The organism is Nocardia sp. NPDC004718 (assembly GCF_053601535.1).
Genome location: NZ_JBSGCA010000029.1, coordinates 21,795 through 44,821 on the forward strand (window position 1 = coordinate 21,795; position 23,027 = coordinate 44,821).

At 69.1% G+C, this 23,027-nt stretch carries 22 protein-coding genes; 7 read left to right on the forward strand and 15 right to left on the reverse strand.

The features are described from left to right. Positions 1-31: 31 nt before the first annotated feature. The 14 genes from ACWEH3_RS22060 to cofD form a co-directional block, all read right to left on the reverse strand. Positions 32-676: a ComF family protein gene (locus tag ACWEH3_RS22060; RefSeq protein WP_450020795.1), complete on the reverse strand. Its 645-nt coding sequence runs from the start codon at positions 674-676 to the stop codon at positions 32-34. A gap of 213 nt (positions 677-889) precedes the next feature. Next, positions 890-2,707, reverse strand: coding sequence for an MtrAB system accessory lipoprotein LpqB (gene lpqB / locus ACWEH3_RS22065; protein ID WP_452358377.1), 1,818 nt, complete (start codon positions 2,705-2,707; stop codon positions 890-892). Between the two features lie 2 nt (positions 2,708-2,709). Then, positions 2,710-4,710 carry an MtrAB system histidine kinase MtrB gene (gene mtrB / locus ACWEH3_RS22070; protein WP_450020799.1) on the reverse strand — a complete coding sequence of 667 codons (2,001 nt, stop codon included), beginning with the start codon at positions 4,708-4,710 and terminating at the stop codon, positions 2,710-2,712. Beyond that, positions 4,707-5,384, reverse strand: coding sequence for an MtrAB system response regulator MtrA (gene mtrA, locus ACWEH3_RS22075; protein WP_039800350.1), 678 nt, complete (start codon positions 5,382-5,384; stop codon positions 4,707-4,709). Before mtrA ends, mtrB begins: the two co-directional genes overlap by 4 nt. Positions 5,385-5,462: 78 nt before the next feature. Continuing rightward, positions 5,463-6,110, reverse strand: a complete 648-nt coding sequence (locus ACWEH3_RS22080) for a dTMP kinase (RefSeq protein WP_450020801.1) — start codon at positions 6,108-6,110, stop codon at positions 5,463-5,465. A 134-nt stretch (positions 6,111-6,244) separates the two neighbouring features. After that, positions 6,245-7,723, reverse strand: a complete 1,479-nt coding sequence (gene ahcY, locus ACWEH3_RS22085; protein ID WP_450020803.1) for an adenosylhomocysteinase — start codon at positions 7,721-7,723, stop codon at positions 6,245-6,247. A 105-nt stretch (positions 7,724-7,828) separates the two neighbouring features. Beyond that, positions 7,829-8,965, reverse strand: coding sequence for an alkane 1-monooxygenase (locus ACWEH3_RS22090; RefSeq protein WP_450020805.1), 1,137 nt, complete (start codon positions 8,963-8,965; stop codon positions 7,829-7,831). A gap of 190 nt (positions 8,966-9,155) precedes the next feature. After that, positions 9,156-9,776, reverse strand: coding sequence for a TetR family transcriptional regulator (locus tag ACWEH3_RS22095; protein ID WP_450020807.1), 621 nt, complete (start codon positions 9,774-9,776; stop codon positions 9,156-9,158). 40 nt (positions 9,777-9,816) lie between these two features. Beyond that, the gene (locus ACWEH3_RS22100) at positions 9,817-9,999 is read right to left on the reverse strand and encodes a rubredoxin (protein WP_355077147.1); all 183 of its coding nucleotides are present in this window, start codon (positions 9,997-9,999) and stop codon (positions 9,817-9,819) included. Then, positions 9,996-10,169 (reverse strand): rubredoxin, encoded by a 174-nt coding sequence (locus ACWEH3_RS22105; protein WP_450020809.1) that lies wholly within the window; start codon positions 10,167-10,169, stop codon positions 9,996-9,998. The genes ACWEH3_RS22100 and ACWEH3_RS22105 overlap by 4 nt, the downstream gene beginning before the upstream one ends. Next, positions 10,166-11,425: an alkane 1-monooxygenase gene (locus ACWEH3_RS22110; protein ID WP_450020811.1), complete on the reverse strand. Its 1,260-nt coding sequence runs from the start codon at positions 11,423-11,425 to the stop codon at positions 10,166-10,168. The genes ACWEH3_RS22105 and ACWEH3_RS22110 overlap by 4 nt, the downstream gene beginning before the upstream one ends. A gap of 187 nt (positions 11,426-11,612) precedes the next feature. Further along, positions 11,613-12,131: an NUDIX hydrolase gene (locus ACWEH3_RS22115; RefSeq protein ID WP_450020813.1), complete on the reverse strand. Its 519-nt coding sequence runs from the start codon at positions 12,129-12,131 to the stop codon at positions 11,613-11,615. A gap of 34 nt (positions 12,132-12,165) precedes the next feature. Then, positions 12,166-13,512 (reverse strand): coenzyme F420-0:L-glutamate ligase, encoded by a 1,347-nt coding sequence (locus tag ACWEH3_RS22120; RefSeq protein WP_450020815.1) that lies wholly within the window; start codon positions 13,510-13,512, stop codon positions 12,166-12,168. Beyond that, a complete protein-coding gene (gene cofD / locus ACWEH3_RS22125; protein ID WP_450020817.1) occupies positions 13,509-14,507 on the reverse strand; it encodes a 2-phospho-L-lactate transferase in 999 nt (332 codons plus the stop codon). The genes ACWEH3_RS22120 and cofD overlap by 4 nt, the downstream gene beginning before the upstream one ends. A 492-nt stretch (positions 14,508-14,999) precedes the next feature. On the opposite strand from cofD, the gene ACWEH3_RS22130 reads away from it, so the two are divergent. The 7 genes from ACWEH3_RS22130 (at position 15,000) to ACWEH3_RS22160 (ending at position 21,484) form a co-directional block, all read left to right on the forward strand. Further along, complete coding sequence (locus tag ACWEH3_RS22130; RefSeq protein WP_029901515.1) at positions 15,000-15,233, forward strand: WhiB family transcriptional regulator; 234 nt, start codon at positions 15,000-15,002, stop codon at positions 15,231-15,233. Between the two features lie 123 nt (positions 15,234-15,356). Continuing rightward, the gene (locus ACWEH3_RS22135; protein ID WP_168434228.1) at positions 15,357-15,836 is read left to right on the forward strand and encodes a metallopeptidase family protein; all 480 of its coding nucleotides are present in this window, start codon (positions 15,357-15,359) and stop codon (positions 15,834-15,836) included. A gap of 296 nt (positions 15,837-16,132) precedes the next feature. Next, positions 16,133-16,513: a DUF3499 domain-containing protein gene (locus tag ACWEH3_RS22140; RefSeq protein ID WP_039800382.1), complete on the forward strand. Its 381-nt coding sequence runs from the start codon at positions 16,133-16,135 to the stop codon at positions 16,511-16,513. A gap of 52 nt (positions 16,514-16,565) precedes the next feature. After that, entirely contained in the window at positions 16,566-17,942 is a 1,377-nt protein-coding gene (locus ACWEH3_RS22145) for a phosphomannomutase/phosphoglucomutase (protein WP_450020819.1), read from the forward strand. 118 nt (positions 17,943-18,060) lie between these two features. Continuing rightward, positions 18,061-19,263: a tobH protein gene (locus tag ACWEH3_RS22150; protein ID WP_450020821.1), complete on the forward strand. Its 1,203-nt coding sequence runs from the start codon at positions 18,061-18,063 to the stop codon at positions 19,261-19,263. Further along, positions 19,263-20,483, forward strand: a complete 1,221-nt coding sequence (manA, locus tag ACWEH3_RS22155) for a mannose-6-phosphate isomerase, class I (protein WP_450020823.1) — start codon at positions 19,263-19,265, stop codon at positions 20,481-20,483. Before ACWEH3_RS22150 ends, manA begins: the two co-directional genes overlap by 1 nt. Positions 20,484-20,557: 74 nt before the next feature. Further along, positions 20,558-21,484 (forward strand): cation diffusion facilitator family transporter, encoded by a 927-nt coding sequence (locus ACWEH3_RS22160; RefSeq protein ID WP_450020825.1) that lies wholly within the window; start codon positions 20,558-20,560, stop codon positions 21,482-21,484. A 22-nt stretch (positions 21,485-21,506) separates the two neighbouring features. On the opposite strand, the gene ACWEH3_RS22165 is transcribed toward ACWEH3_RS22160, so the two are convergent. Next, the gene (locus ACWEH3_RS22165; protein WP_450020827.1) at positions 21,507-22,976 is read right to left on the reverse strand and encodes a phytoene desaturase family protein; all 1,470 of its coding nucleotides are present in this window, start codon (positions 22,974-22,976) and stop codon (positions 21,507-21,509) included. Positions 22,977-23,027: the final 51 nt, after the last annotated feature.

Genomic DNA, 23,027 nt, shown 5'->3' on the forward strand with positions numbered 1-23,027 from the left:
GATCGCCAGTGTTCACGCAAATTTCCCGGAGTCAAGCAGCGCAAGTAACCAGAACGCCACGTGTCGGCAACCCGGCGCGCTGTAGCGCGCGCACCGACTCGAAGGCCGTCGCACCGGTGGTCAGCACGTCGTCGAGCAGCACTACCTCGGCATTCGCCGGTACTCCCCAGTCCGCGGCGGGGCCGGGCGTCGTGGTCACCCGCCCATTCAGGTTGCGAGCGCGCTCGGCGGGTGTCAAGCCCACCGAATCGCGCACCCCTTGCCCCACTCGCAACACGGGCACCACTCGGCAGTTGGGCAGCCATCGGGTAGCTACCGACGCCGAGCGAAGCACCGGATCGCCGCCCCGGCGCCGTGCCGCCACCCGTCGGCTCGGCGCGGGCACCAGTACCAACGGAACACCCGGCGAACGCAGTTCGGCGAGCGCGCCCGCGAACGCCTCTCCGAGTGGCAGCGCCAGATCCCGCCGCCCCCGTTCCTTGGCGGCGAGCACCGCCCGCCGCGCGGGCCCTGCGTACGGCCCCAGCGCCCAGCACGGAATGCCCGGGTCGTTGCGCGGCCACACCCGCACCGGCGGACCGGCCAACGTGACGGCGCAGTCGGCGCACCAATCGGCTCCGGAACGTCCGCAGCCCGCACAGGCGGCGGGCAACACCAGATCGAGCAGGGTTCGCATCGACCGAGTGTGCGCCCGCCCCCTGACAGAATCGTTCGATCATGTCGACAACGATGCACCTGGCAAAACGTTATGCCCTTGCGGCGAAGTCTTTTACGCTGCGCTCGCGCGCTGCTCGAACCGCCATGCGCGCCCGCGCCGGATTCTTCCGAGTGTGAGCGAGTCTCCGCTGCGACGTGCGGCCAACCTCGCGTACTCGCGACAAGTCGCCGCTCAGCCGGGCAGGACGGGCGTGGCGTTCGCGCCCAGACCCGGCACCTCACGCCAGTAGGGCTGTCCTTGGTCCGGGGCGGAGGTCAGCTCCAGCACCGCGCGTGAGTCGGCGACGTACTGGTGGTCGGGGCTCGCGCTCACGGAGCGCACCGGGGCGGTGAGATTTTGCGACGTCAGCGGGGTCGGCTCCGAGCCGTCCACCGACACCGTGCTCACGGGGTCCACATTCCCCTCGCGCGCGATGATGATCGTGTCCGCGTCCAGCCAGTCCACCGACACCGCGGCCGTGCTGAGTCCGACACCGACGGGTACCGCCGAGGTCAGCGCCAGCTTCCCGTCCGGTTGGGGCGCGACGACCGCGACGTACACCCGGCCGTCGGCGATCATCGCCGCCCGCGCCCCGGTCCGGGAGATCCGGAGTTCGGTGATCGGTAGCCGGGGCGCCGTGGCCGAGGATGCCGCCGTCAACCTCGAGATGTCGACGTTCTGAATCGAGACGTTTCCGGTGCCGCGGTCGTTGACCGCGCGGATGACCCGGTCACCGTCGACCACCGCCCATGCCGCGCTGCCGTCCGCCGTCCACGAGGGCCGGGTGATGGTGAAGCCATCCGCCACCGGAAAAGCGTTGCCGCCGTAGGTGCCGACCATCAGGATCCGCGACGGCGCGCCCGGCGGTCGTCCGGCTTCCGCCACCGCGGCGACGAGCTGACCGTCCGCGGACAGCGTCGCCGACTGCAGGTTGTTCACTCCGCCGAAGTAGCCGGGAGCGGGAGCGATACCGCCGTTGTCGGCGATCTGCACCAGCCCGCCGCCGCGCAGCGCGTGCAGCCCGACCTGGTTGCGCGCGGCGGTCGCCGGATTGAACTGCTGCACGTCCGCCACGCTCCAGCCGTTCGCGGCGAAGCGCTCGTCCAGCGGCTTGCCGTCGGCCAACAGCAAGTACGGCCCGAGGATGTCGGCGCTGGACAAGGTGAGCACCACCTGCGCGGCCAGCAGTTCGCGCTCGCGCGGATTCAGCGCCGACGCGCCCGCGAAGTCGATCCGGACACCGCCGAGCCCGATGCCGACGCCGTCGGGATCACCGTTGGCCTTGGTGATCGCCCCGCGCAGCGCGATCGGCGGGGTCAGCTCACTGTGCAGCACCGACGCCAGCGCGGGCTGCGGCCCCTCCAGCAGCGAGCTGATCAATCGCTGGGTCAGCTGCGCTTTCGGCACCGCGAGCCAGCGCAGGTCCGGCACGGCCATATTGCCGCCCGGATCGATGAAGTACAGCGCGTAGCGGCGGTAGGACTTGAAGAACGCGGTGGAGTCCATGACCACGCCGTCGGGCAACTCGTCGATGCGCCACTCGCCGTTGATCTTGGTCAGCTCGATCTTGTTCTCGACGAACGGGATGTCGTCGTTGGGCCGGTACCCGCCGTCCGCGGACAGCTCGCCGACCTTGCGCGCGCGGATCAGATAGTTGGCCTTGTCCCCGGAACGCGACTCCCGCAGGGTGTCCGGTTTCTCGACGATGACCGTGCCCGCCGCGTCGTCCCACTGGGTGGAGGCCGCAGGGGTCATGTATTGCCTTGCGGCCAGATGCCGGTTGGCCGGGTCGGCGGTGGCCTGAAGAAAATCGCGCAGCAGCAGATCCGGATCGCGGTTGGCCAGCGGGGCCGGCGGGCCCTCGGAGGTGGGCTCACGATTGATGGTGCCCAGCGCCTCCGGCGCGGAGGACTCGGGGAGGCTGGCACAGGCGGTGAGCGGCACCACGACCGCGAGGACCGCCGCTGTCAGTACGGTCAGCCGCCGCTTCCGCGCAGATCCGACACGCATTCTCATGACTGTACGTCCCCCGGTTCGCGCGCCGCGCCGCCCCCGGTCTGCGCCGACTCCGATGCGGGCGATCCGTTCGACCCGGACGCGGGCGGCTCCTCGGCCGCGGCGCTGTCGGTGGGCGTCGCCGTACCGTCGGCCGCCCCTGGCGACTCGCTCACGCTCGGCTCCGCGGGCGCGCCGCCTTCGACGTCCGTGCCGTCCAGCTCATCGCTGTCGGTCTCGGCCGCCTCGCTCGCGCGCTCCGCACGCACGCCGACCGGATCGGAGGTGCCCGCGTGCGCGCCCTGTGGCGCGGCGTCGGTCACCTGCGCGGCGCCCGGCTCGGCGGCGACCGGCCGCGCCGTATCGGTCGTGTCGCGATCGGCGGACGGTTCCGGCTCCACCACGTGCATCGTCTTGCGCGCGGGCTCCAGCGGAAGCGGGCTCGGACCGAGCTTCTTACCGCGCACCAGCGGCAGCGTCAGGCGGAAGCTGGCGCCGATCCCGACCTCACCCCAGGCTTCGAGTCTGCCTTCGTGCAGGTTCGCGTCCTCCACGCTGATCGACAGACCGAGGCCGGTGCCGCCGGAGCGGCGCATGCGAGACGGGTCCGAACGCCAGAACCGGTTGAAGACCAGCTTCTCCTCGCCGGGGCGCAGGCCGACGCCCTGGTCCCGCACGACGACGGCGACCGCGTTGCTCTCGACGTCGCCCCGCATCCGGATCAGCACCGGCTTGCCCTCGCTGTGGTCGATCGCGTTGGCGAGCAGATTACGCAGCACCCGCTCCACCCGGCGCGGATCGACCTCGGCGACGAGCGGATCCTCCGGCATGTCGCTGATGATCTCCACCCCGGCGTCCTTGGCGAGGTGGCGCACGGTCGAGATCGCGGCCCGCGCGCACATCCGCACGTCCAGCGATTCGACCTGGAGTTCGGCGACGCCCGCGTCGTGCCTGCTGATCTCCAGCAGGTCGTTGAGCAGGCCCTCGAACCGGTCCAGCTCGTTGACCAGCAACTCGGCGCTGCGGGCCAGGGCGGGGTCGAGGTCGTCGCTGCTGCCGTGGATCAGGTCGGCGGCCATGCGCACGGTGGTGAGCGGTGTGCGCAACTCGTGGCTGACGTCGGAGGTGAACCGGCGCTGCAGATTGCCGAATTCCTCCAGCTGGGTGATCTGGTTGGACAGGCTCTCGGCCATCTCGTTGAACGCCTGAGCCAGCCGAGCCATGTCGTCCTCGCCGCGGACCAGCATGCGTTCCTTGAGCCTGCCGTCGGCGAACCGGCCGGCGATCCTGGCCGCGGAGCGAATCGGAAGCACCACCTGCCTGGTGACCAGCGCGGTGATCGCGGCCAGCAGGACCAGCAGCACGATGCCGCCGACCAGCATGGTGCCGCGCATCAGCGACAGGCTGCGTTCCTCGTTGGCCAACGGGAAGATCAGGTAGATCTCCAGGGTCGGGACCTCGGCGCTCGGGCTGCCGATGATCAGCGCGCGACCGCTGTAGCCATCCGCGTCCTCGACGGTGGCGAACTGGTAGCTGACCTGGTTGCGCTGCACGAACCGGCGCAGCTCGTCGGGCACCTCCTGGATCGGGCCGCGAGGGATCTGCTGCGGCGGCATCCCGCCGATGACGCTCAGCGCCGAGACGAAGCTGCCCGCGGCGCCGGTGGACTGGCCGCTGCCGCCGCGATTGGACAGTGCGTTGCGAGCCTCTTCCAGCCGCTGCGGTTGAGCACCGATGTCGTGCACACCGGCCAGCTGGCTCTCCACCGTGTTACGCGCACGGTCCATCTCCTCGACCGCCGCGTTGATCTTGGCGTCCAGCAGCCGGTCGGTGATCTGGCTGGTCAGCACCACACCGAGGATCGTGATGACGATCAGCGACAGCGTCAGCGTGGACACGATGACGCGCAACTGCAGCGAACGACGCCATAGGTGGCCTAGGGCAATGCCGACCGCTTGGAACCAGGCCACCACCGGAGCCAGCGATCGTTCCAGACGCGCGAAGACGCCATGGATCACGGCGGTCCGGCCTTGTAACCGACACCGCGGACGGTCAGCACGATCTCCGGGTTCTCGGGATCCTTCTCCACCTTCGCCCGCAACCGCTGCACGTGGACGTTCACCAGGCGGGTGTCGGCGGCGTGCCGGTAGCCCCAGACCTGCTCGAGCAGGACCTCACGGGTGAACACCTGGCGCGGCTTGCGGGCCAGGGCGACGAGCAGGTCGAACTCCAGCGGCGTCAGGGAGATCTGCGCGCCACCACGGCTGACCTTGTGCGCGGGCACATCGATCACGATATCGGCGATCGACAGCAGCTCGGCGGGCTCCTCCTCGGTGCGGCGCAGACGAGCCCGCACCCGGGCGACCAGCTCCTTCGGCTTGAAGGGCTTGACGATGTAATCGTCGGCACCGGACTCCAGACCGAGCACGACGTCGACCGTGTCGGTCTTCGCCGTGAGCATCACGATCGGAACTCCGGAATCGGCCCGCAGCACACGGCACACGTCGATGCCGTTCATGCCGGGCAGCATCAGGTCCAGCAGCACCAAATCGGGGCGGATCTCGCGAACCGCCGCCAGGGCCTGTGTGCCGTCGCCGACCACGTGCGGGTCGAACCCTTCCCCGCGCAAGACGATCGTGAGCATCTCAGCGAGTGCCATATCGTCGTCGACGACCAGAATCTTCGGCTTCATAACTACTATGTTGTCATCTCCCAGGCCAGGATCGGGCCGCCACGCCAACACTGGTGCGAACCCGCGGCACAACCAACCTTATCGACCAACGATTTCGGCGATGCGCGCGGCCAGCGTAGCCGGACCGTCCTCGGATCGGTATGTCCACCAGGGTCCGCGCCAGTCGCGTTCGGCCAGCTCACGGTACACCGCGCCGGTGCGATGCTGCAGACCGCCGTCGCGTTCGTAGGCGTCGAGCGCGCGTCCGGCGTCGAGTTCGCCACGCCTGCGGGCACGCTCGGCGGCGAGCTCGGTGGGCACGTCCAGCAACACTTGCAGCGCGGGCTCGGGCAGAGCGAATCTGCCGAACTCCAATTCGCCCACCCATGACACGATTTCGCCGTCCGCCGACTGCCCCAGCCGGGCGGCCGAATAGGCGGCGTTGGAAGCGACATAGCGATCGAGTAGCACAACATCGTTGTCGGCCAACAGTTTCGACAGCTCGTCCGCGGCGTCCGCGCGGTCCAGCGCGAACAGCAGAGCCATGCCGCTGACCGAGCCCGCGAGGTCGCCGTGCGCGCCGCGCAGCGCCTCGGCGGCCAGATCGGCGTGCACCGAGACGCGGTAGCGCGGGAAGGCCGTCGTCGCGACGCGCAGTCCGCGACCACGCAGATCGGCGACCACCCGCTCGATCAGCGTCCGCTTACCGGCGCCGTCGAGTCCTTCGACCGCTATCAGCACTCCCATGACCAGGCACACTACCCCGCCTCACACCGGACGCCCACAGCGGCTGACCAGCGTGGATGCCGGGCGCTGCGAGCGGGCGCGAGGTGGCGGGCGCCGGTGTCCCGCCGACCGTCGACGGGACACCGGCAGCTCGTTCAGTAGCGGTAGTGATCCGGCTTGTACGGGCCCTCGACGTCGACGCCGATGTACTCGGCCTGGTCCTTGGTGAGCTTGGTCAGCTCGCCGCCGAGCGCTTCGACGTGGATGCGCGCGACCTTTTCGTCCAGGTGCTTCGGCAGCCGGTAGACCTCGTTGTCGTACTCCTCCGGCTTGGTCCACAGCTCGATCTGCGCGATCACCTGGTTGGAGAAGCTGTTCGACATCACGAACGACGGGTGGCCGGTCGCGTTGCCGAGGTTGAGCAGACGCCCCTCCGACAGCACCAGGATCGAGCGGCCGGATTCCTTGAACGTCCACAGGTCGACCTGCGGCTTGATCGTCAATTTCGTTGCGCCGGAACGCTCCAGCGCCGCCATGTCGATCTCGTTGTCGAAGTGACCGATGTTGCCGAGGATGGCCTGGTCCTTCATCGCCTTCATGTGGTCGAGGGTGATGATGTCCTTGTTGCCGGTCGCGGTGATGACGATGTCGGCCTCGCCGATCGCCTGCTCCACGGTCACCACGTCGTAGCCGTCCATCAGCGCCTGCAGCGCGTTGATCGGGTCGATCTCGGTGACCTGCACCCGGGCGCCCTGTCCGGCAAGCGATTCCGCGCAGCCCTTGCCGACATCGCCGTAGCCGCAGATCAATATCTTCTTGCCGCCGATGAGCACGTCGGTGCCGCGGTTGATGCCGTCGATCAGCGAGTGGCGGGTGCCGTATTTGTTGTCGAACTTGCTCTTGGTGACCGAGTCGTTGACGTTGATCGCGGGGAACACCAGTTCGCCCGCCGCCGCGAACTGGTAGAGCCGCAGCACGCCGGTGGTGGTCTCCTCGGTGACGCCGCGCACCGATTCGGCGATCTTGCTCCACTTGCCGCGGTCGGACTCGAAGCGCTCGCGCAGCAGGTTCAAGAAGACCTTGTACTCGGCGGAGTGGTTCTCGTCCTCCGGCGGCACCACGCCCGACTTCTCGAACTGCGCGCCGCGCAGCACGAGCATGGTGGCGTCGCCGCCGTCGTCGAGGATCATGTTGGCCGGCTCGCCCGGCCAGGTGAGCATCTGCTCGGCGGCCCACCAGTACTCCTCCAGGGTCTCGCCCTTCCAGGCGAACACCGGGGTGCCCTTCGGCTCCTCGACGGTGCCGTTGGGGCCGACGACCACGGCGGCCGCCGCGTGGTCCTGGGTGGAGAAGATGTTGCAGGAGGCCCAGCGGACCTCGGCGCCGAGGCTGGTCAGGGTCTCGATCAGCACCGCGGTCTGCACGGTCATGTGCAGCGAGCCGGAGATGCGCGCGCCCTGCAGCGGCCGCACCTCGGCGTACTCACGGCGCAGCGCCATCAGACCGGGCATCTCGTGTTCGGCCAGACGGATCTCTTTGCGGCCGAAATCGGCCAGCGACAGATCCGCCACCTTGTAGTCGATGCCGTTGCGGACATCGGCGGTCAACGACGTGCGAAGTTCTGAGGTGGTCATCAGCCTCTCCTGGTTCGGCAAGTACCGAGGCAAGGCTAGTCGCTCACGACGGGGTGCGGTTTACGCGGCCGTCCCTCCCACGGGCGGACCGGCCTCGGACTCGGCTCACGCCGTGACGCCGCGGGCCGCCAGGATGCGATGCCGCTTACGCGGCTGAATGTTCGCCAGTGTGATGTCGCCGCCGTAGTGGGCGAGGACGCGGCCGTCCATCATCCGCCGCCACAGCGGCGGGACGGCGGCCAGCACGATCATGGCGGCGTAGCCCGCGGGCAGTTGCGGGGCCTGCTCGGAGGTGCGCAGCGTCTGGTAGCGGCGGCCCGGGTTGGCGTGGTGATCGCTGTGCCGCTGCAGGTGGAACAGGAAGATGTTGGTGACCAGGTGGTCGCTGTTCCAGCTGTCGCGCGGTGAGCAGCGGGCGTAGCTGCCGTTCGGGCGGCGCGCCCGCAGCAGGCCGTAGTGCTCGACGTAGTTCACCGTCTCCAGCAGGCCGAAGCCGATCACGGCCTGCAACAGCAGCCAGGGCAGCACCTGGTAGCCGAACGCCGCGACCAAGGCGCCGAACAGCCCGAGCGTCATCGACCAGGCCTGCAGGATGTGGTTCTGCACGCTCCACCAACTCTTGCCCTTGCGTGCGAGCCGCTCGCGCTCCAAGGCGATCGCCGAGCGGAAACTTCCGGACACGCTGCGTGGCAAGAACTCCCACAGCGACTCGCCGAGGCGCGCGCTGGCCGGATCCTCCGGAGTAGCCACGCGCACGTGATGGCCGCGATTGTGCTCGACGAAGAAGTGCCCGTATCCGGACTGGGCGAGCGCGATCTTGGCCAGCCAGCGCTCCAGGCGCTCGACCCGGTGCCCGAGCTCGTGGGCGGCGTTGATGCCGATACCGCTGACGAATCCGAGAGTGGCGGCCAGACCCAGCTTGTCGACCACGCTCAGTTCGTCCCCGGCCCACATGTAACTCGCGATCACCAAGCCGATCAGCTGCACGGGGAGCATCAGATAGGTGCACCACCGGTAGTACCGGTCGTTGGAGAGCCGCTCGTAGTCCTCGTCCCTCGGATTGGTGCCGTCCACGCCGATCGACCAGTCCAGCAGCGGGATCACGATCAGCACGATGATCGGGCCGATCCACCAGAAGACATCGAGTCCGGTATGCAGCACCAATTGCGATGGCAGCAACGCGGACGCAGGCGGAAGCAAGCCGAGAACCCACAGATGGCGTTTGGAATCGGGCGATCCCACCGATTTGCCAACCGTTTGCACTTTTGCCCCACTCAAAGAAGACCCGGACACCGTCGACTGAGAATACTTGTTGGCTTGCCGTCCGTTACACCCATGCCGTCGGTTGAAACCCGATCGCTATTACAAGCCGCGCAGTCGGTTTTCAATGTGCTGCATATGCGCCAGTCGCGAGCTGGTTGCTTGCCCGGGCTCAGCTCCGCACGCGCGCGGCGAGGATCGCTTCGACGTAGGGACTCAGCAGCGCGCTCAATTCCGCGGGCGCGTCCCGCCCCGGCCCGGGCGGAGTGGGGATGTAACTGAGGGCGACCCGCACCAGCGCGTGCGCGATGACGTCCGATTCGGCCTCCGTCGACGCCACCCAGCTGTGCTGGAAGGCGCGCGACAGCCGCTCGGTCGCGTGCTCGAGCAACGGCCCCGCGTCCAGGGTGATCAGGCGCAGCAGATCCAGCTTCACCTCACCCGCGACCAGCGACTGCACCAGCGGGTCGGAGGCCGCGTCGAAGAAGAAGTTCGCCATGCCGTCGCGGAACGCCGCGCGGACGTCACCGACGTTGCCGTTGATGGCGGCGTCGACGTGATCGACCAGGAAGTCGGCCAGGCGCAGGGCGTAGGCCTCGGTGAGGCCTCCGCGTGAACCGAACTCGTTGTACAGGGTCTGCCTGCTCACGCCCGCCCTGGCGGCGACGTCGCCGAGCGTGATCTTGGACCAATCCCGCTCGGTGAGCAGCTCGCGCATCGCGTCCAGGACCGACGTCCGCAGCAGGTCCCGCGCGGCCTCCTGGTAGGGAATCCTGGTTCCGGTGCGCGGCATACCCGCGACACTGTCACGGGCGCCTGCCGCAGTCAAAATCTCACGACCGTTCGATTTCGACCATGAAGAAATCCGCCTTGGCGGCGCCGCAGTCCGGACAGGTCCAGTCGTCGGGAATGTCGTCCCAGCGGGTTCCCGGCGCGATGCCGTCCTCCGGCCAGCCCTCGGCTTCGTCGTATTCGAAGCCGCACTGGATGCATTGATAGAGCTTGTACTCGTTCATTTCGTGGCCCCTATCGGTTCGAAGTCGATTTTCTCCCGCACGCCGCAATCCGGGCAGCACCAGTCTTCCGGCACCGTCTCCCACCGGGTGCCCGGCGGGAAACCCTCGTGCGGCTCACCTTTCGCCTCGTCGAAGACGTAGTCACAGACGGGGCAGCGATACGCGCTCACGCCGCGTCCTTTCCGGCAGCGTTTTCCGCCCGACCCGAGCTATAGCGCGCCAGCACTTTCTCCCGCTTGCCGGGATCTATGTTGGCCCGGGTGATGTCACCGTCATAGTGCGCGAGCACACGCTTGTCCATGACGCGACGCCACAGCGGCGGGAAGTAGGCGAGCATGATCATGCTGGCATAGCCGCTCGGCAGGTTGGGCGCGCCGTCCCAGCTGCGCAGCGTCTGATAGCGACGGGTCGGATAGGCGTGATGATCGCTGTGCCGCTGCAGGTGGTACAGGAAGATATTGGTGACGATGTGGTCGCTGTTCCAGCTGTGCACCGGGGCGGGCCGCTCGTACCGGCCGCTCGCCGTGCGCTGCCGCACCAGGCCGTAGTGCTCCAGGTAGTTGACCGCCTCCAGCAGGCTGAATCCCACCACGGCTTGCAAGATCAGGTACGGCAGCAGCTCGATGCCGAACACCGCGACCAAGGCCGCGAACAGCACCGCCGACATCAGCCAGGCGCTGAGTACTTCGTTGCGCAGGCTCCACGGCTTCTTGCCGAGGCGGTCCAGCCGGGCCTTCTCCAGCTGCCAGGACGACTTCAGGCTGCCCCATACCGTGCGCGGCCAGAAGGCCCAGAACGTCTCGCCGACACGGGAACTCGCCGGGTCCTCGGGCGTCGCGACGCGCACGTGGTGGCCGCGGTTGTGCTCGATGTAGAAGTGCCCGTAGAACGACTGGGCCAGTGCGATCCGCGACAGCCAGCGCTCCAGGTCCACCTTCTTGTGGCCGAGTTCGTGTGCGGTGTTGATACCGATGCCGCCGATCATGCCGACCGTGATCGCCAGCCCGATCTTGTCCACCAGGTGCAGCCCGCCATCGATGCCGAGCCAGCTCACGTTGTCGGCGGTGATCAGATAGGCCGCCATCACCAGCGTGGCGTATTGGAACGGCAGGTACAGGTAGGTGAGGTAGCGGTAGTACTTGTCGTTCTCCAGGTACTCCATCACCTCGTCCGGCGGGTTGTCGCCGTCCGGGCCGAAGAAGATGTCCGCGATCGGGATCAACACGTAGACCAGGATGGGTCCGAGCCAGAACGGCACCTGCGCGAGGCGATGCCAGCCCAACTCGTTCAGCCCCCAGATCAGCGGCAGACCGATGATGAACAGGCCGGCCGGAGCGAACAGGCCCCACAGCCACATGTAGCGCTTGCGATCCCGCCAGGCCGGCACCTCCACCGGCTGAGCGGACACGTCCGCGTGCGTCGACATCGTTGTCTCCATTCCCGAAGGGCACGCCACATGTGACGTGCATTACCTCACTTCTGGACGATATACGTACATTTGTCACATGTCTAGACAAATCACGCATTTTGTAAACGCGCCTCCGGGTCCAACGAACCGAGCCCCGGCCGGAGACAACTCCGCCCGGGGCTCGGCGTGGGATGAAGGGACCGGCTCAGCGCAGCAGCACGTCGGCGTCGGCGGGTAGCGCGTTCACCGGCCACCAGCGCAGGTCGGTGGATTCGTGGCTGCGTACCGGGATCGCGCCCGCGGGGGCAGTGATGCGGAACAGCAGGTCGAGGTGTCTGGTGGGAACACCGAGCGAGCAGGTGATCGGATGCGCCTGGGCGCCGTAGAGCCCTGGTTCCAGCCGTAGGTTCGCGATGCCGGATTCCTCGGTCGCTTCGCGCAGCGCGGCGCCCGCGACCGTCTCGTCCCGCTCTTCGCAGTGGCCGCCGAGCTGGATCCAGCGTCCGACTCGCGGGTGCAGAGTGAGCAGCACCTCGCGGCCGTCGTGGGAGAAGACGACCGCGGAGGCGGTGATGTGGCCCGGCGCGTGCTCACGCAGGCAACCACGCGGGGCCGAACCGAGGAAGGCCAGCATCGCTTCCCGCAGCGATCGCTCCGGATCTGTTCCGGGACACCAGGTCTCGAGTAACTCGGTGGCCGAAGCGTGCAGCGACTCCGCGCTCACCGGCGACACTCTCGCACTGCGGAGTCGAGGCGCTTCACAGCTCGACCAGCCCGGATCCCGCGCCCGCGGGCTGCCGCGGGGTCGGCTCTTCGAGCGGATGACCGATGGCGATGGCGCCCAGCGGACTCCAGTCCTCGGCCACGCCCAGCACGTCCCGGGTGATCTCGGGGGCGAAGATCGTCGACCCGATCCAGCAGCTGCCGATGCCCTCGGTGGCCAAAGCGACCAGCAGGCCCTGCACCGCCGCTCCCACCGCGACCGTGAACATGGTGCGTTCGTTCGCTCGCCTGCGCTCGTCCGGGTAGTCGTGCGCGCCGTCCGGCACACAGAACGGAATGATCACCTCGGGTGCGTCGAACAGAATGCGCCCACGCGCGACCCTGCGCTCGATCCGCTCCGGCGGCAGGCCGTCCGCGGTCAGATCGGTGCGCCATTTCTCCGCCATCGCCTCGAGCAGACGAGCGCGCAGCTCCGGCGTGCGCAGCCACACGAACCGCACGGGACGGGTGTGGTGCGGTGCGGGCGCGGTCAGCGCGACCGACACGGCCGAGCGGATCAGTTCGGGATCGACCGGCACGTCGGCGAACTGGCGAATCGAGCGACGCAGGAGAATCGCCTCCTTGCGACCGCGTTCGATGGCCTCCGCGGTGCCCAGCCAGAACAGGTCGTCGATGCCGCCGCGCAGGAGATCGGCGGCGCCCGATCCGTCGTCGACGATCGGCAGCCCGCGCACTACGGCGACCGGGACACCCCCGAGCTTGCCCTTGACCAGGTCCGCGGCGGCGGCCAGCTCGTCCGCCACGGCCACCTGGGTGACGAAGAGCTCGTTGCCCTGGCCGTCGACCGCGCCCGCGTAGTCGTGCAGCACCCGCAAGCCCGCGGCGCCGATGGCCGCGTCGGTCTGCCCATTGCGCCAGGCTCGGCCCATCGTGTCGGTGACGACCACCGCGACCGTCACGCCCAGCCGTTCGGCGAGCGCGGCCCGCAGCGCCTTGGCGCTGGCGTCCGGGTCGGTGGGCAGCAGCACGAGCTCCCCCTTCTCCACGTTCGAGCCGTCGACACCGGAGGCCGCCTGCACGATGCCCAGCTTGTTCTCGGTGATGAGGGTCCGGCCCTTGCGGGCGAGCACCCGCACCGCCTCCTGGTCGACGAGCCTGCGCCGGACCGCGTCGCGCTCCTCGGGGTCCAGCGGCGCTTCCACGATGCGTCCCTCGACCTTGGCGACGATCTTGCTGGTGACCACGAGCACGTCACCGTGGGCCAACCAGGGCGCGCAGCGGGCGATGTGCTCGGCGAGGTCGTCGCCGGGCCGGAATTCGGGCAGCCCGGTGACGGGCAGGATGCGCAGCTCTCCGGCCGCGTGGTCGGTCGGTGTGCTCACAGGGCGACTCCAGCGAGATCCAGCGCCTGACGCACCATTTCGGCGGTGGTCGGCGGGTCGGTCATCAACAACGGCACGCTACGCACCTCGACCCCGGGCACCTCGGCGGTGTCGGTGCTGTGGATCAGCCAGCCGTCCAGGATGCCGGTGGCGGAGCGTGCGCCGTAGTACCGGCCGATCGCCTCGGCCGTCGTCTCCACGCCGATGACGGAGAGGCACTCGTCGGCCATACCGCGCAGCGGCTTGCCGTCGATCACCCCGGACACGCCGATCACCTTCGCCGGAGTGGTGCGCAGCGCGCCCCGGATACCGGGCACGGCGAGGATGGCGCCGATGCTCACGACGGGGTTCGACGGCGCGAGGAGGACCACGTCGGCGGATTCTATGATATCGATCACATTTGGGGCAGGTTTGGCTTCATCGGCGCCAATTGTGGCGAATCCATGGGTGTCGATGTTCGCGCGGTAGCGAACCCACCACTCTTGAAAATGGATCGCGCGTCGTTCGCCAGGCTTGTCCGGATCCGACACCACGACATGCGTTTCACAGCGATCGTCGGTTGCCGGGATCAGTTTCACGCCCGGCTGCCACCGGTTGCACAGCGCCTCGGTGACCGTGGAGAGCCGGTATCCGGCGCGTAACATTTCGGTGCGGATGAGATGCGTGGCGATATCGCGGTCCCCCAAGCCGAACCAGTCCGGCTGGGCATGGTATTTCGCGAGTTCCTCCTTGGCGTGCCAGGTCTCGCCGACCCGGCCCCAGCCGCGCTCCGTATCGATGCCGCCGCCGAGGGTATACATGCAGGTGTCGAGGTCGGGGCAGATCCGAAGTCCATGCATCCAGACGTCGTCGCCGACGTTCACGATCGCGGAGACGTCCGCCTCGGGCAGCAGCTCCCGGACGCCCTGAAGGAAACGCGCGCCACCGACACCGCCGACCAGCACGGCGATCCGGGGTCCGTTGGCGAGCGTGGCGTCCGCTTGTTGTCCAGTCACATCCGCACAGCCTATGCGCTGACGCGAAGGCTCCCGTTCGCGGCAAATTTGCTATACATTTGCTATCGCAGATCACAAGAGCGACTCGGAATGCGGCTGCGGATAGTAACGGAATAGCGACGGCGGCTTGACCATCGCAGCGTCCGGCGTGTCTAATCACAGACATGTCATTCCGGGTTCGCGCGAGAGATCTACGCGCGAACAGCATTTCGAACAAGTGTTCGCATGGGTATGACAAGCTCGGGGACGTCCGCGGGACAACGTCGCGGGGTATGGCCGTCGGTATGCGTGTTGGTCCGACGGAAAGAATCATTCTGCGCTAACACACAGTGAGGAGGCGGAGCGATGGCCAACGAGATGGTCTCGCCGACCGATTCCACAGCAGGCGCAGCACGTGGCGTCTGCGCAGATAACGGCGGCTGGAAGGACCAAGAGGGGGGTGACGGAGTCACGGCGCCCCGGCTCAGCCTGGTCGTGACCGGCTTCGACGAGATGTTCGAATCCATCGAAGAGCAGTGGCAGGAGCGCGCCCTGTGCGCGCAGACCGATCCGGAGGCGTTCTTCCCCGAGAAGGGCGGCTCCACCCGCGAGGCCAAGCGGATCTGCATGGGCTGCGAGGTACGCGACGAGTGCCTGGAATACGCGCTGGCGCACGATGAGCGCTTCGGCATCTGGGGCGGCCTCTCCGAGCGGGAGCGCCGCCGCCTCAAGCGCGGCATCGGCTGACAGACATCCGCGATGCCCGGAGCCGCCGCCCACCGTGGCGCTCCGGGCACGCGCGACACGACCGGACAGTTCCCGACCGCCTCGATGCGGACGACCGGAGCCGACTGGCCTAGATTTTCTCTCATGGCACGTTCCCGTAAGCGTCGACCGCCGACCGCGCGGTCGGTGATCCGCCGCGGCCGCGGAGTGCGCGGACCGATGCTGCCACCCACTGTGCCCGCTTGGCGGACCCGAGGCCAGAAGTTCGACCGGCTGGTGCTGGAGGCGTTCGCCCCCTTGGACTCCCGCTGGCACGACCGGCTCACCAAGCTCGACATCGCGGTCGACGACGTTCCGAAAATCCGTCCGCTGCACCCCGATTCGGTCACCTGGCCGGACGAGGTCGTGGCCGACGGCCCGGTTCCCCTCTCTCGGCTCATCCCGGCGGGCGTCGACCGGCACGGGGCGGCGACCAGGGCGCGGGTGGTGCTGTTCCGCAAGCCGCTCGAGCTGCGCGCCAGCGACCCCGACGACCTGGTGGATCTGTTGCGCGAAGTCCTGGTCCAGCAGGTCGCGACCTACCTCGGCGTCGATCCGGACGTGATCGACCCGGAAGCGGAGTGAATCGCACCCATCCGAGGGGCGGCGGCTCTCGAATGCCGTTGCGGGGCAGGCGCGGGCGTGTAGGCCGGTCGCCGGCTGGGTACTCCGTGAACCCACGCCACGACGCACCGCTGATGTCGCGCACCGGCGGCCGTCGCCCGCGCGTTCGGCGCACGTCGTCCAGATCACCGCAGGGCCCGTCACGGCCCTGTGGGAGGTCGTGCTGCCCTCGTTCCGCGACGCACGGACCGAGATTCTTCAAGCGTGTCTGTCCCCATCGACGCGCCAGGGGGGTTACTCTCATCGGCGTGATTCCCATGCGTCGTTGCTGCCGACCAGGCTGCAAGAATCCGGCCGTCGCGACGCTCACCTATGTGTACTCGGACTCGACGGCGGTGGTCGGACCACTCGCGACGGTCGCCGAACCGCACTCCTGGGATCTCTGCGAAACGCACGGCTCACGCATCACCGCTCCGAAGGGCTGGGAACTGGTTCGCCACGAAGGCGGATTCTCCTCCAGCACACCGGACGACGACGACCTGACCGCGCTGGCCGAGGCGGTGCGGGAGGCGGGGTTGCGCCGCCGCCCACCGGAGCGCGAACAGCGTGGCTATCGCGACTACGCTCCCCCGCCGCCGCGCACCACACGAACGGGTCGCCGCGGCCATCTGCGCGTGCTGCCCGACCCGCCGTCCTGATCGGACGAGGACGGTGTCGGACCGGTCCGGCGCAACCACTAGGGTATTGGGCATGACAGTCGCCCGCTCTGCCGAACTCGTGAACGCGGTGATCAAGGCCTACGACGTTCGCGGTGTGGTCGGTGATCAGATCGACGCGGAATTCGTCAGGGACGTCGGCGCCTCCTTCGCACGGCTGATGCGCGCCGAGGGCGCGAACCGGATCGTCATCGGTCACGACATGCGGGATTCCTCCCCCGAGCTGTCGGCCGCCTTCGCCGACGGCGTGCTCGGCCAGGGCCTCGACGTGGTGCACATCGGCCTCGCCTCGACCGACCAGCTGTACTTCGCCTCCGGCCGCCTGGACTGCCCGGGCGCCATGTTCACCGCCAGCCACAACCCGGCCCGCTACAACGGCATCAAGCTGTGCCGCGCCAAGGCCCTTCCGGTCGGGCAGGACACCGGCCTGGCCGCCATCAAGAACGAGCTCGTCGACGGCGTGCCCGCGTACTCGGGCGAGCGCGGCAGCGCGACCGAATCGAACCTGCTCACCGAGTACGCCGACTTCCTGCGCGGCCTGGTCGATCTCGGCGATATCCGCCCGCTCACCATCGCGGTGGACGCGGGCAACGGCATGGGCGGGTACACGGTGCCCGCGGTGCTCGGCACGCTGCCCCAGGTGACGATCGTGCCGCTGTACTTCGAGCTGGACGGCACCTTCCCGAACCACGAGGCCAACCCGCTGGACCCGGCGAACCTGGTGGACCTGCAGAAGCTGGTCCGCGAGTCCGGCGCGGACATCGGCCTCGCCTTCGACGGCGACGCCGACCGCTGCTTCGTGGTGGACGAGAACGGCGACCCGGTGGCGCCGTCGGCGATCACCGCCCTGGTCGCCGAGCGCGAACTGGCCAAGGAGCCCGGCGCGGTGATCATCCACAACCTGATCACCTCCCGCGCGGTACCGGAGCTGGTGCACGAACTGGGCGGGACGCCGGTACGCACCCGGGTCGGCCATTCCTTCATCAAGCAGGAGATGGCAGCCACCGGAGCGGTGTTCGGCGGCGAACACTCCGCGCACTACTACTTCCGCGACTTCTGGGGCGCCGACTCCGGAATGCTCGCGGCGTTGCACGTGCTGGCCGCACTGGGCGAGAAGGACCGGCCGGTGTCGGAACTGATGGCGTCCTACGCCACCTACGCGGCGTCCGGCGAGATCAACTCCACCGTCGCCGACGCCGGAGAGCGGACGCTGGCCGTGGTGGACGCCTTCGCCGACCGGGCGCACTCGGTGGACCGGCTGGACGGGGTGACCGTGCAATTGGCCGACAACGCCTGGTTCAACCTGCGCGCGTCGAACACCGAGCCGTTGCTCCGGCTGAACGTCGAGGCCCGATCGGCGGAGGAAGTAGACGCACTCGTGACCGAGATCCTGAGCATCGTGCGCTCCTGACTGGAATAGTGGAATCACAGGCCTTGGATTCGCCCGACTCGGTCTCGGTGTGGCAGCTGGACCGGGTGGGCGCGGGGGCGGAAAAGACACAGCGCGATGAGGGGAGGTGGAACGCCCGATGATCGCTGGAACACCGGTGCTCGACCTCGACGATGCCGCTTCACTCGAAGCCGCCGACGCAGGCGGCGCCCTTCGCTCGGCCGCCTCTGGCGGCGCCCAGGTGCGCGCCACCGCGGCGGCCGTCGGTGAGGACGCGCTGGCCCGGCTGGCCGATCTGCGACCGCGCAGCGTGGTGCTGGTCTCCGGTTCCGGACGTGCCGCACGTGCCGCCGGACTGCTCGTAGCCGCGCTCGGCGACCGCGCAGGCCTCCCCGTCGTGCCCGCCGCCGCCCTGCCGCCGTGGGTGGGGCCGCTGGATGTCGTCCTGGTCTCCGGTGACGACGCGGGTGATCCGCGCCTGATCGACGCCGTCGACCGGGCGCTGCGTCGCGGCGCCGAGGTGGTCGTCGCCGCGCCGCACGAGGGGCCGCTGCGCGCCGCCGCGGCCGGACGCGCCGCCGTCCTGGAACCCAGGGTCCAAGTTCTCGGGTACAACCGCCTGTTGCGCTTCCTGGCCGCCGGAATCGCGGTTCTGCGCGCGGTCGACCCCCAGCGCACCGGCGCCGCGGTCCCGGAACTCGCCGACCTGGCCGACGTGCTGGACGCGGAGGCGCTACGCGACGGCCCGCACAACGAGGTCTTCCACAACCCCGCCAAGACGCTGGCCGCCCGGATGCAGCAGCGGGGCATCGTGCTCGCGGGCGATTCGCCCGCCGCCGCCGAACTGGCCGAGCACGGCGCCGAGGTGCTGTTGCAGTCCGCGGGCAAGGTCGCCACCGCGGTGGATCTGGCCGAGGCCGTGGCCGCGCGGACCCGGATGGCCGAAGCGGCAGGCGAATCCGCGCCCGACTTCGACCCGATGTTCCACGACGAGGAGTTGGACGGGCCCGCGCCCGTCGAGCGCGTCCGGGTGTTCGTGCTCAGCGCCGATCGCGACCGGGCGGCGGCACGCCGTCGCATCGCGGTGTTCGGTGGCGAGGGCGGGAACCTGGTGGACGCCGATCTGGTGAACGCCGACGTCGACCTGCTGCACACCGAGATGACCGACCCCGCCGCGCCCGCGCAGACCCATGCCGAGGAGTCCGCGCAGGCGAACGGCACCGAACTCGAACAGCTCGCGGTGCTCGCGCTGCGGCTGGAGATGGCCGCCGCCTACCTGCGGCTGCTCGGCTCGCGGACCGCCGCGGCCGACAGCCAGGGGCAGTACGGGGGAAGCTACTAGTGCACGAACTCGTTGGTGCGCTGCGCTCGTATGCCTGGGGCTCGCGCACCGCGCTCGCTCAGCTGTGTGGCAGGCCGGTGCCGTCGGCGCATCCGGAGGCCGAACTGTGGTTCGGCGCCCACCCGGCCGATCCGGCGCACGTGAAAACCGGTGACCGCACCACCTCGCTGCTGGAACTGATCGCCGCCGACCCGAGCCGGGAACTGGGCTCGGCCGCAGAACGATTCGACGCGAAGCTGCCGTTCCTGCTCAAGATCCTGGCCGCCGAGGAGCCGCTGTCGCTGCAGGCGCACCCGAGCACGGAGCAGGCGCGGGCCGGCTTCGCGCGGGAGAACCAGGCGAAGGTGCCGCTGGACTCCCCACTGCGCAACTACCGCGACGAGAACCACAAGCCCGAGCTGGTCGTCGCGCTGGACCGGTTCGAGGCGCTGGCCGGTTTCCGCGATCCGCACCGCACCGTCGCACTGCTGCGCGCACTGGCGGTGGACGGATTGCGCCCCTACTGCGAACTGCTTGCCGCGCAACCGGACAAGGCGGGCCTGCGCACGCTGTTCACCACCTGGATCACGCTGCCGCACCACGTGCTGACCACGCTGCTGCCCGAGGTGCTCGACGGCTGCGTGCGGTATCTGTCGGGCAAGGGCGCCCGTGAGTTCACGGCCGAGGCCCGCACGACCCTCGAATTGGCCGAGGCCTATCCGGGCGACGCGGGCGTGCTGGCGGTGCTGCTGCTGAACCGGGTGACCCTGGAGCCGGGCCAAGGATTGTTCCTCGCGGCCGGCAATCTGCACGCCTACCTGCGCGGGGTGGGCGTGGAGATCATGGCCAACTCCGACAACGTGCTGCGCGGCGGGCTCACCCCCAAGCACGTCGACGTGCCGGAACTGTTGCGGGTGCTGGATTTCGAGCCGATCGACTTGCCTGCCGTGCTACCCGAGCCCGCCGGTGACGGGTCGGTGCGCTATCGCACGCCCGCACCGGAGTTCGCGCTGCGCCGCTTCGACCTGGTCGCGGGTTCCGCCCGGGTGCCGCTGACCGCGGCGGGACCGGGCATCGTGCTGTGCACCGCGGGAACGGTGCGGCTGTTCCGGAACGACTCGTCGCTGGAGCTCACCCGGGGCGGCGCGGCGTGGATCTCCGCCGTGGACACCGATATCCGCGCCCAAGCGGTGGACGGCGACGTCCAGCTGTTCTGCGCGTCCGTCGGCGCGACCGGCTGACCGATCCGGAACGCCGGATTCCAGGTGTCCTAGTCTGTTCGCGGGTATCTCGAAAACAGAGAGGACATGCTTCCATGTCGGCTGGCGGTGGCAAGAAGGCGATCATCGCGGCGTTGTCCGCGAACGCGGGGATCGCCGCGGCGAAGTTCGTCGGTGCGGCGATCACGGGCTCGGGATCGATGCTCGCCGAGGCCGTGCACTCCGTGGCCGACATGGGCAACCAGGCACTGCTGCTGCTGGGCCAGCAGCGCGCCGCGAAGGAAGCCGACGAGCTGCACCCCTTCGGCTATGCGCGCAACCGCTACTTCTATTCGTTCATCGTGGCGCTGGTGCTGTTCACCCTCGGCTCCGGCTACGCCATCTACGAGGGCATCCACAAGATCCAGCATCCGGAGGAGCTGAGTTCGCCGATCGTGGCGGTGATCATCCTGGTGATCGCGATCGCGTTGGAGTCATACAGTTTCACCACCGCGGTGCGCGAGTCCGCGCCGCTCAAGGGTGACGCGAGCTGGTGGCGGTTCATCCGCAATTCGCGCAGCCCCGAGCTGCCGGTGGTGCTGCTGGAGGACACCGGCGCGCTGATCGGCCTGGTCTTCGCGTTCGCGGGCGTCGGCCTGACCATGCTCACCGACGATCCGGTCTGGGACGGCGTCGGCACGCTGGCCATCGGCGGGCTGCTCGGCGTCATCGCGATCGTGCTGATCGTGGAGATGCAGAGCCTGTTGATCGGCGAGGGCGCCACGCCGCAGGAGAACCGGCTGATCCGCGCGAACCTGGTCGACCGGACCCGCATCGACCGGGTGATCCACCTCAAGACGCAGTACCTCGGCCCGGAGGAACTGCTCGTGGCGGCGAAGGTCGGCGTCGTTCCCGGACTCGACATCGCGGCGATCGCCGGTGCCATCGACGAGGCCGAGGCCCGCGTCCGCGTGGCGGTACCCGCGGCGCGCGTCATCTACCTCGAACCCGATCTCTACCGCACCGAGCCCGCCACGAGTTAGCGACCGGCGACCGGGGCAGTCCTCAGCGATGCTGGAAAGCCGGGGTGCGTAAGAGGTCGAGCGGATCGGTGCGGATGTCGAAGCGGTCGCGCAGGGCGTGGCGCGCGGCGTGCAGCCCGCACATACCGTGGACCCCGGGGCCCGGGGGCGTCGCGGACGAGCAGAGATAGACACCGGGAATCGGTGTCGCGTATGGGTTCCAGCGCGGAGCGGGGCGGAAGGCGAACTGGCGCATGGTCATCGCGCCCGCCGAGATGTCGCCGCCGACGTAGTTGGCGTTGTGCGAGGGCATTTCGGCGGCGGTGATCACGTTCTCGGCGAGGATCAGATCGCGGAAACCCGGCGCGAACCGCTCGACCTGGCCGATCACTTCCTCGCTGACATCGCGGGTGGAGCCGTTGGGCACGTGTGCGTAGGTGTAGAACGTGTGGCCGCCCTCGGGCGCGCGAGTGGGATCGACCACGCCCGGCTGGATGGACAGCACGTAGGGCCTGTCGGCGTGTCGTCCCATGGCCACGGCGTGCTCGGCGGCCATGGCCTCGGCGCGGGTGCCGATCACGTGCACCGTTCCGGCCAGCGCGCAGCCCTCGGCTCGCCACGGCACCGGACCGGAAAGGGCGAAGTCGATCTTGCACGCCGCGCCGCCGTACCGGAAACGCCGGAGGCGCTTCGCGTACCGGGCGGGCAACCGATGCCCGGCGATACGCAGCAGTTCGGCCGGGGCGAGGTCGAGGAGAACGGCGCGGGCGCCGGCGAACTCGTCGATCGAGTCGACCCGGTGGCCGGTGTGCACCCGGCCGCCGAGACGTTCGAGTTCGGCGATGAGGGCGTCGGGAATCGCCTGACTGCCGCCGCGCGGAATCACCCAGCCTTCGACATGGGCCAGTGTGCCGAGCAACAGCGCCGCGCCCGCGGCGGTGACGGCGCGCGGGGGAATGATCGCGTGGGTGGCGATGCCGGTCAGCAGGGCGGGCGCGACCTGGTCGCGAAACCTGATGTCCCACAGCGGCGAGCCCTGCTCCAGGGTGCGCAGGCCGAAACGGATCGAGGTCGCGAGCCCGGACGGGATGCGGCGCAGATCCGACATCGCGATGTCGACCACGTCCGGCCAGTGCCGCACCAGCGGAGCGAACAATTTGCGCCACGCCGGGCCGTCGACACCGAGGTCGTCGACCGTCCGATCCAGGTCTCGCCAGGCCAGTCCGGCCACACCGCCGTCGAGCGGATGCGCGTAGGAGACCTCCGGTGCGAGCAACTCGACACCGTGCGCGGACAGGTCGAACGCGCGGAACAGCGGCGCGGCCGCCGCCATCGGATGCGCGCCCGCGCACAGATCGTGCCGGTAGCCGGGCAGAGTGAGTTCCGCCGTACGGGACCCACCTCCGGCCGTCGCCTCTGCCTCGTACACCTCCACGGCGAGCCCCGCCCGAGCCAGGATCACCGCGGCGGCGAGGCCGTTCGGTCCGGAGCCGACCACCACCACATCAGCCATACCCCCACGCTACCGGCGACGGGCATGCCGACACGGACGTCGGGCCCGCGC

What these genes read in the sequence shown, in the direction of transcription:
- ACWEH3_RS22060 (WP_450020795.1), bottom strand. Translation starts at nt 676, where the DNA reads ATGCGAACCCTGCTCGATCTGGTGTTGCCCGCCGCCTGTGCGGGCTGC.
- lpqB (WP_452358377.1), bottom strand. Translation starts at nt 2,707, where the DNA reads ATGCGTGTCGGATCTGCGCGGAAGCGGCGGCTGACCGTACTGACAGCG.
- mtrA (WP_039800350.1), bottom strand. Translation starts at nt 5,384, where the DNA reads ATGAAGCCGAAGATTCTGGTCGTCGACGACGATATGGCACTCGCTGAG.
- ACWEH3_RS22080 (WP_450020801.1), bottom strand. Translation starts at nt 6,110, where the DNA reads ATGGGAGTGCTGATAGCGGTCGAAGGACTCGACGGCGCCGGTAAGCGG.
- ahcY (WP_450020803.1), bottom strand. Translation starts at nt 7,723, where the DNA reads ATGACCACCTCAGAACTTCGCACGTCGTTGACCGCCGATGTCCGCAAC.
- ACWEH3_RS22095 (WP_450020807.1), bottom strand. Translation starts at nt 9,776, where the DNA reads ATGCCGCGCACCGGAACCAGGATTCCCTACCAGGAGGCCGCGCGGGAC.
- ACWEH3_RS22100 (WP_355077147.1), bottom strand. Translation starts at nt 9,999, where the DNA reads ATGAACGAGTACAAGCTCTATCAATGCATCCAGTGCGGCTTCGAATAC.
- ACWEH3_RS22110 (WP_450020811.1), bottom strand. Translation starts at nt 11,425, where the DNA reads ATGTCGACGCACGCGGACGTGTCCGCTCAGCCGGTGGAGGTGCCGGCC.
- ACWEH3_RS22130 (WP_029901515.1), top strand. Translation starts at nt 15,000, where the DNA reads ATGTTCGAATCCATCGAAGAGCAGTGGCAGGAGCGCGCCCTGTGCGCG.
- ACWEH3_RS22135 (WP_168434228.1), top strand. Translation starts at nt 15,357, where the DNA reads ATGGCACGTTCCCGTAAGCGTCGACCGCCGACCGCGCGGTCGGTGATC.
- ACWEH3_RS22140 (WP_039800382.1), top strand. Translation starts at nt 16,133, where the DNA reads ATGCGTCGTTGCTGCCGACCAGGCTGCAAGAATCCGGCCGTCGCGACG.
- ACWEH3_RS22145 (WP_450020819.1), top strand. Translation starts at nt 16,566, where the DNA reads ATGACAGTCGCCCGCTCTGCCGAACTCGTGAACGCGGTGATCAAGGCC.
- ACWEH3_RS22150 (WP_450020821.1), top strand. Translation starts at nt 18,061, where the DNA reads ATGATCGCTGGAACACCGGTGCTCGACCTCGACGATGCCGCTTCACTC.
- ACWEH3_RS22160 (WP_450020825.1), top strand. Translation starts at nt 20,558, where the DNA reads ATGTCGGCTGGCGGTGGCAAGAAGGCGATCATCGCGGCGTTGTCCGCG.
- ACWEH3_RS22165 (WP_450020827.1), bottom strand. Translation starts at nt 22,976, where the DNA reads ATGGCTGATGTGGTGGTGGTCGGCTCCGGACCGAACGGCCTCGCCGCC.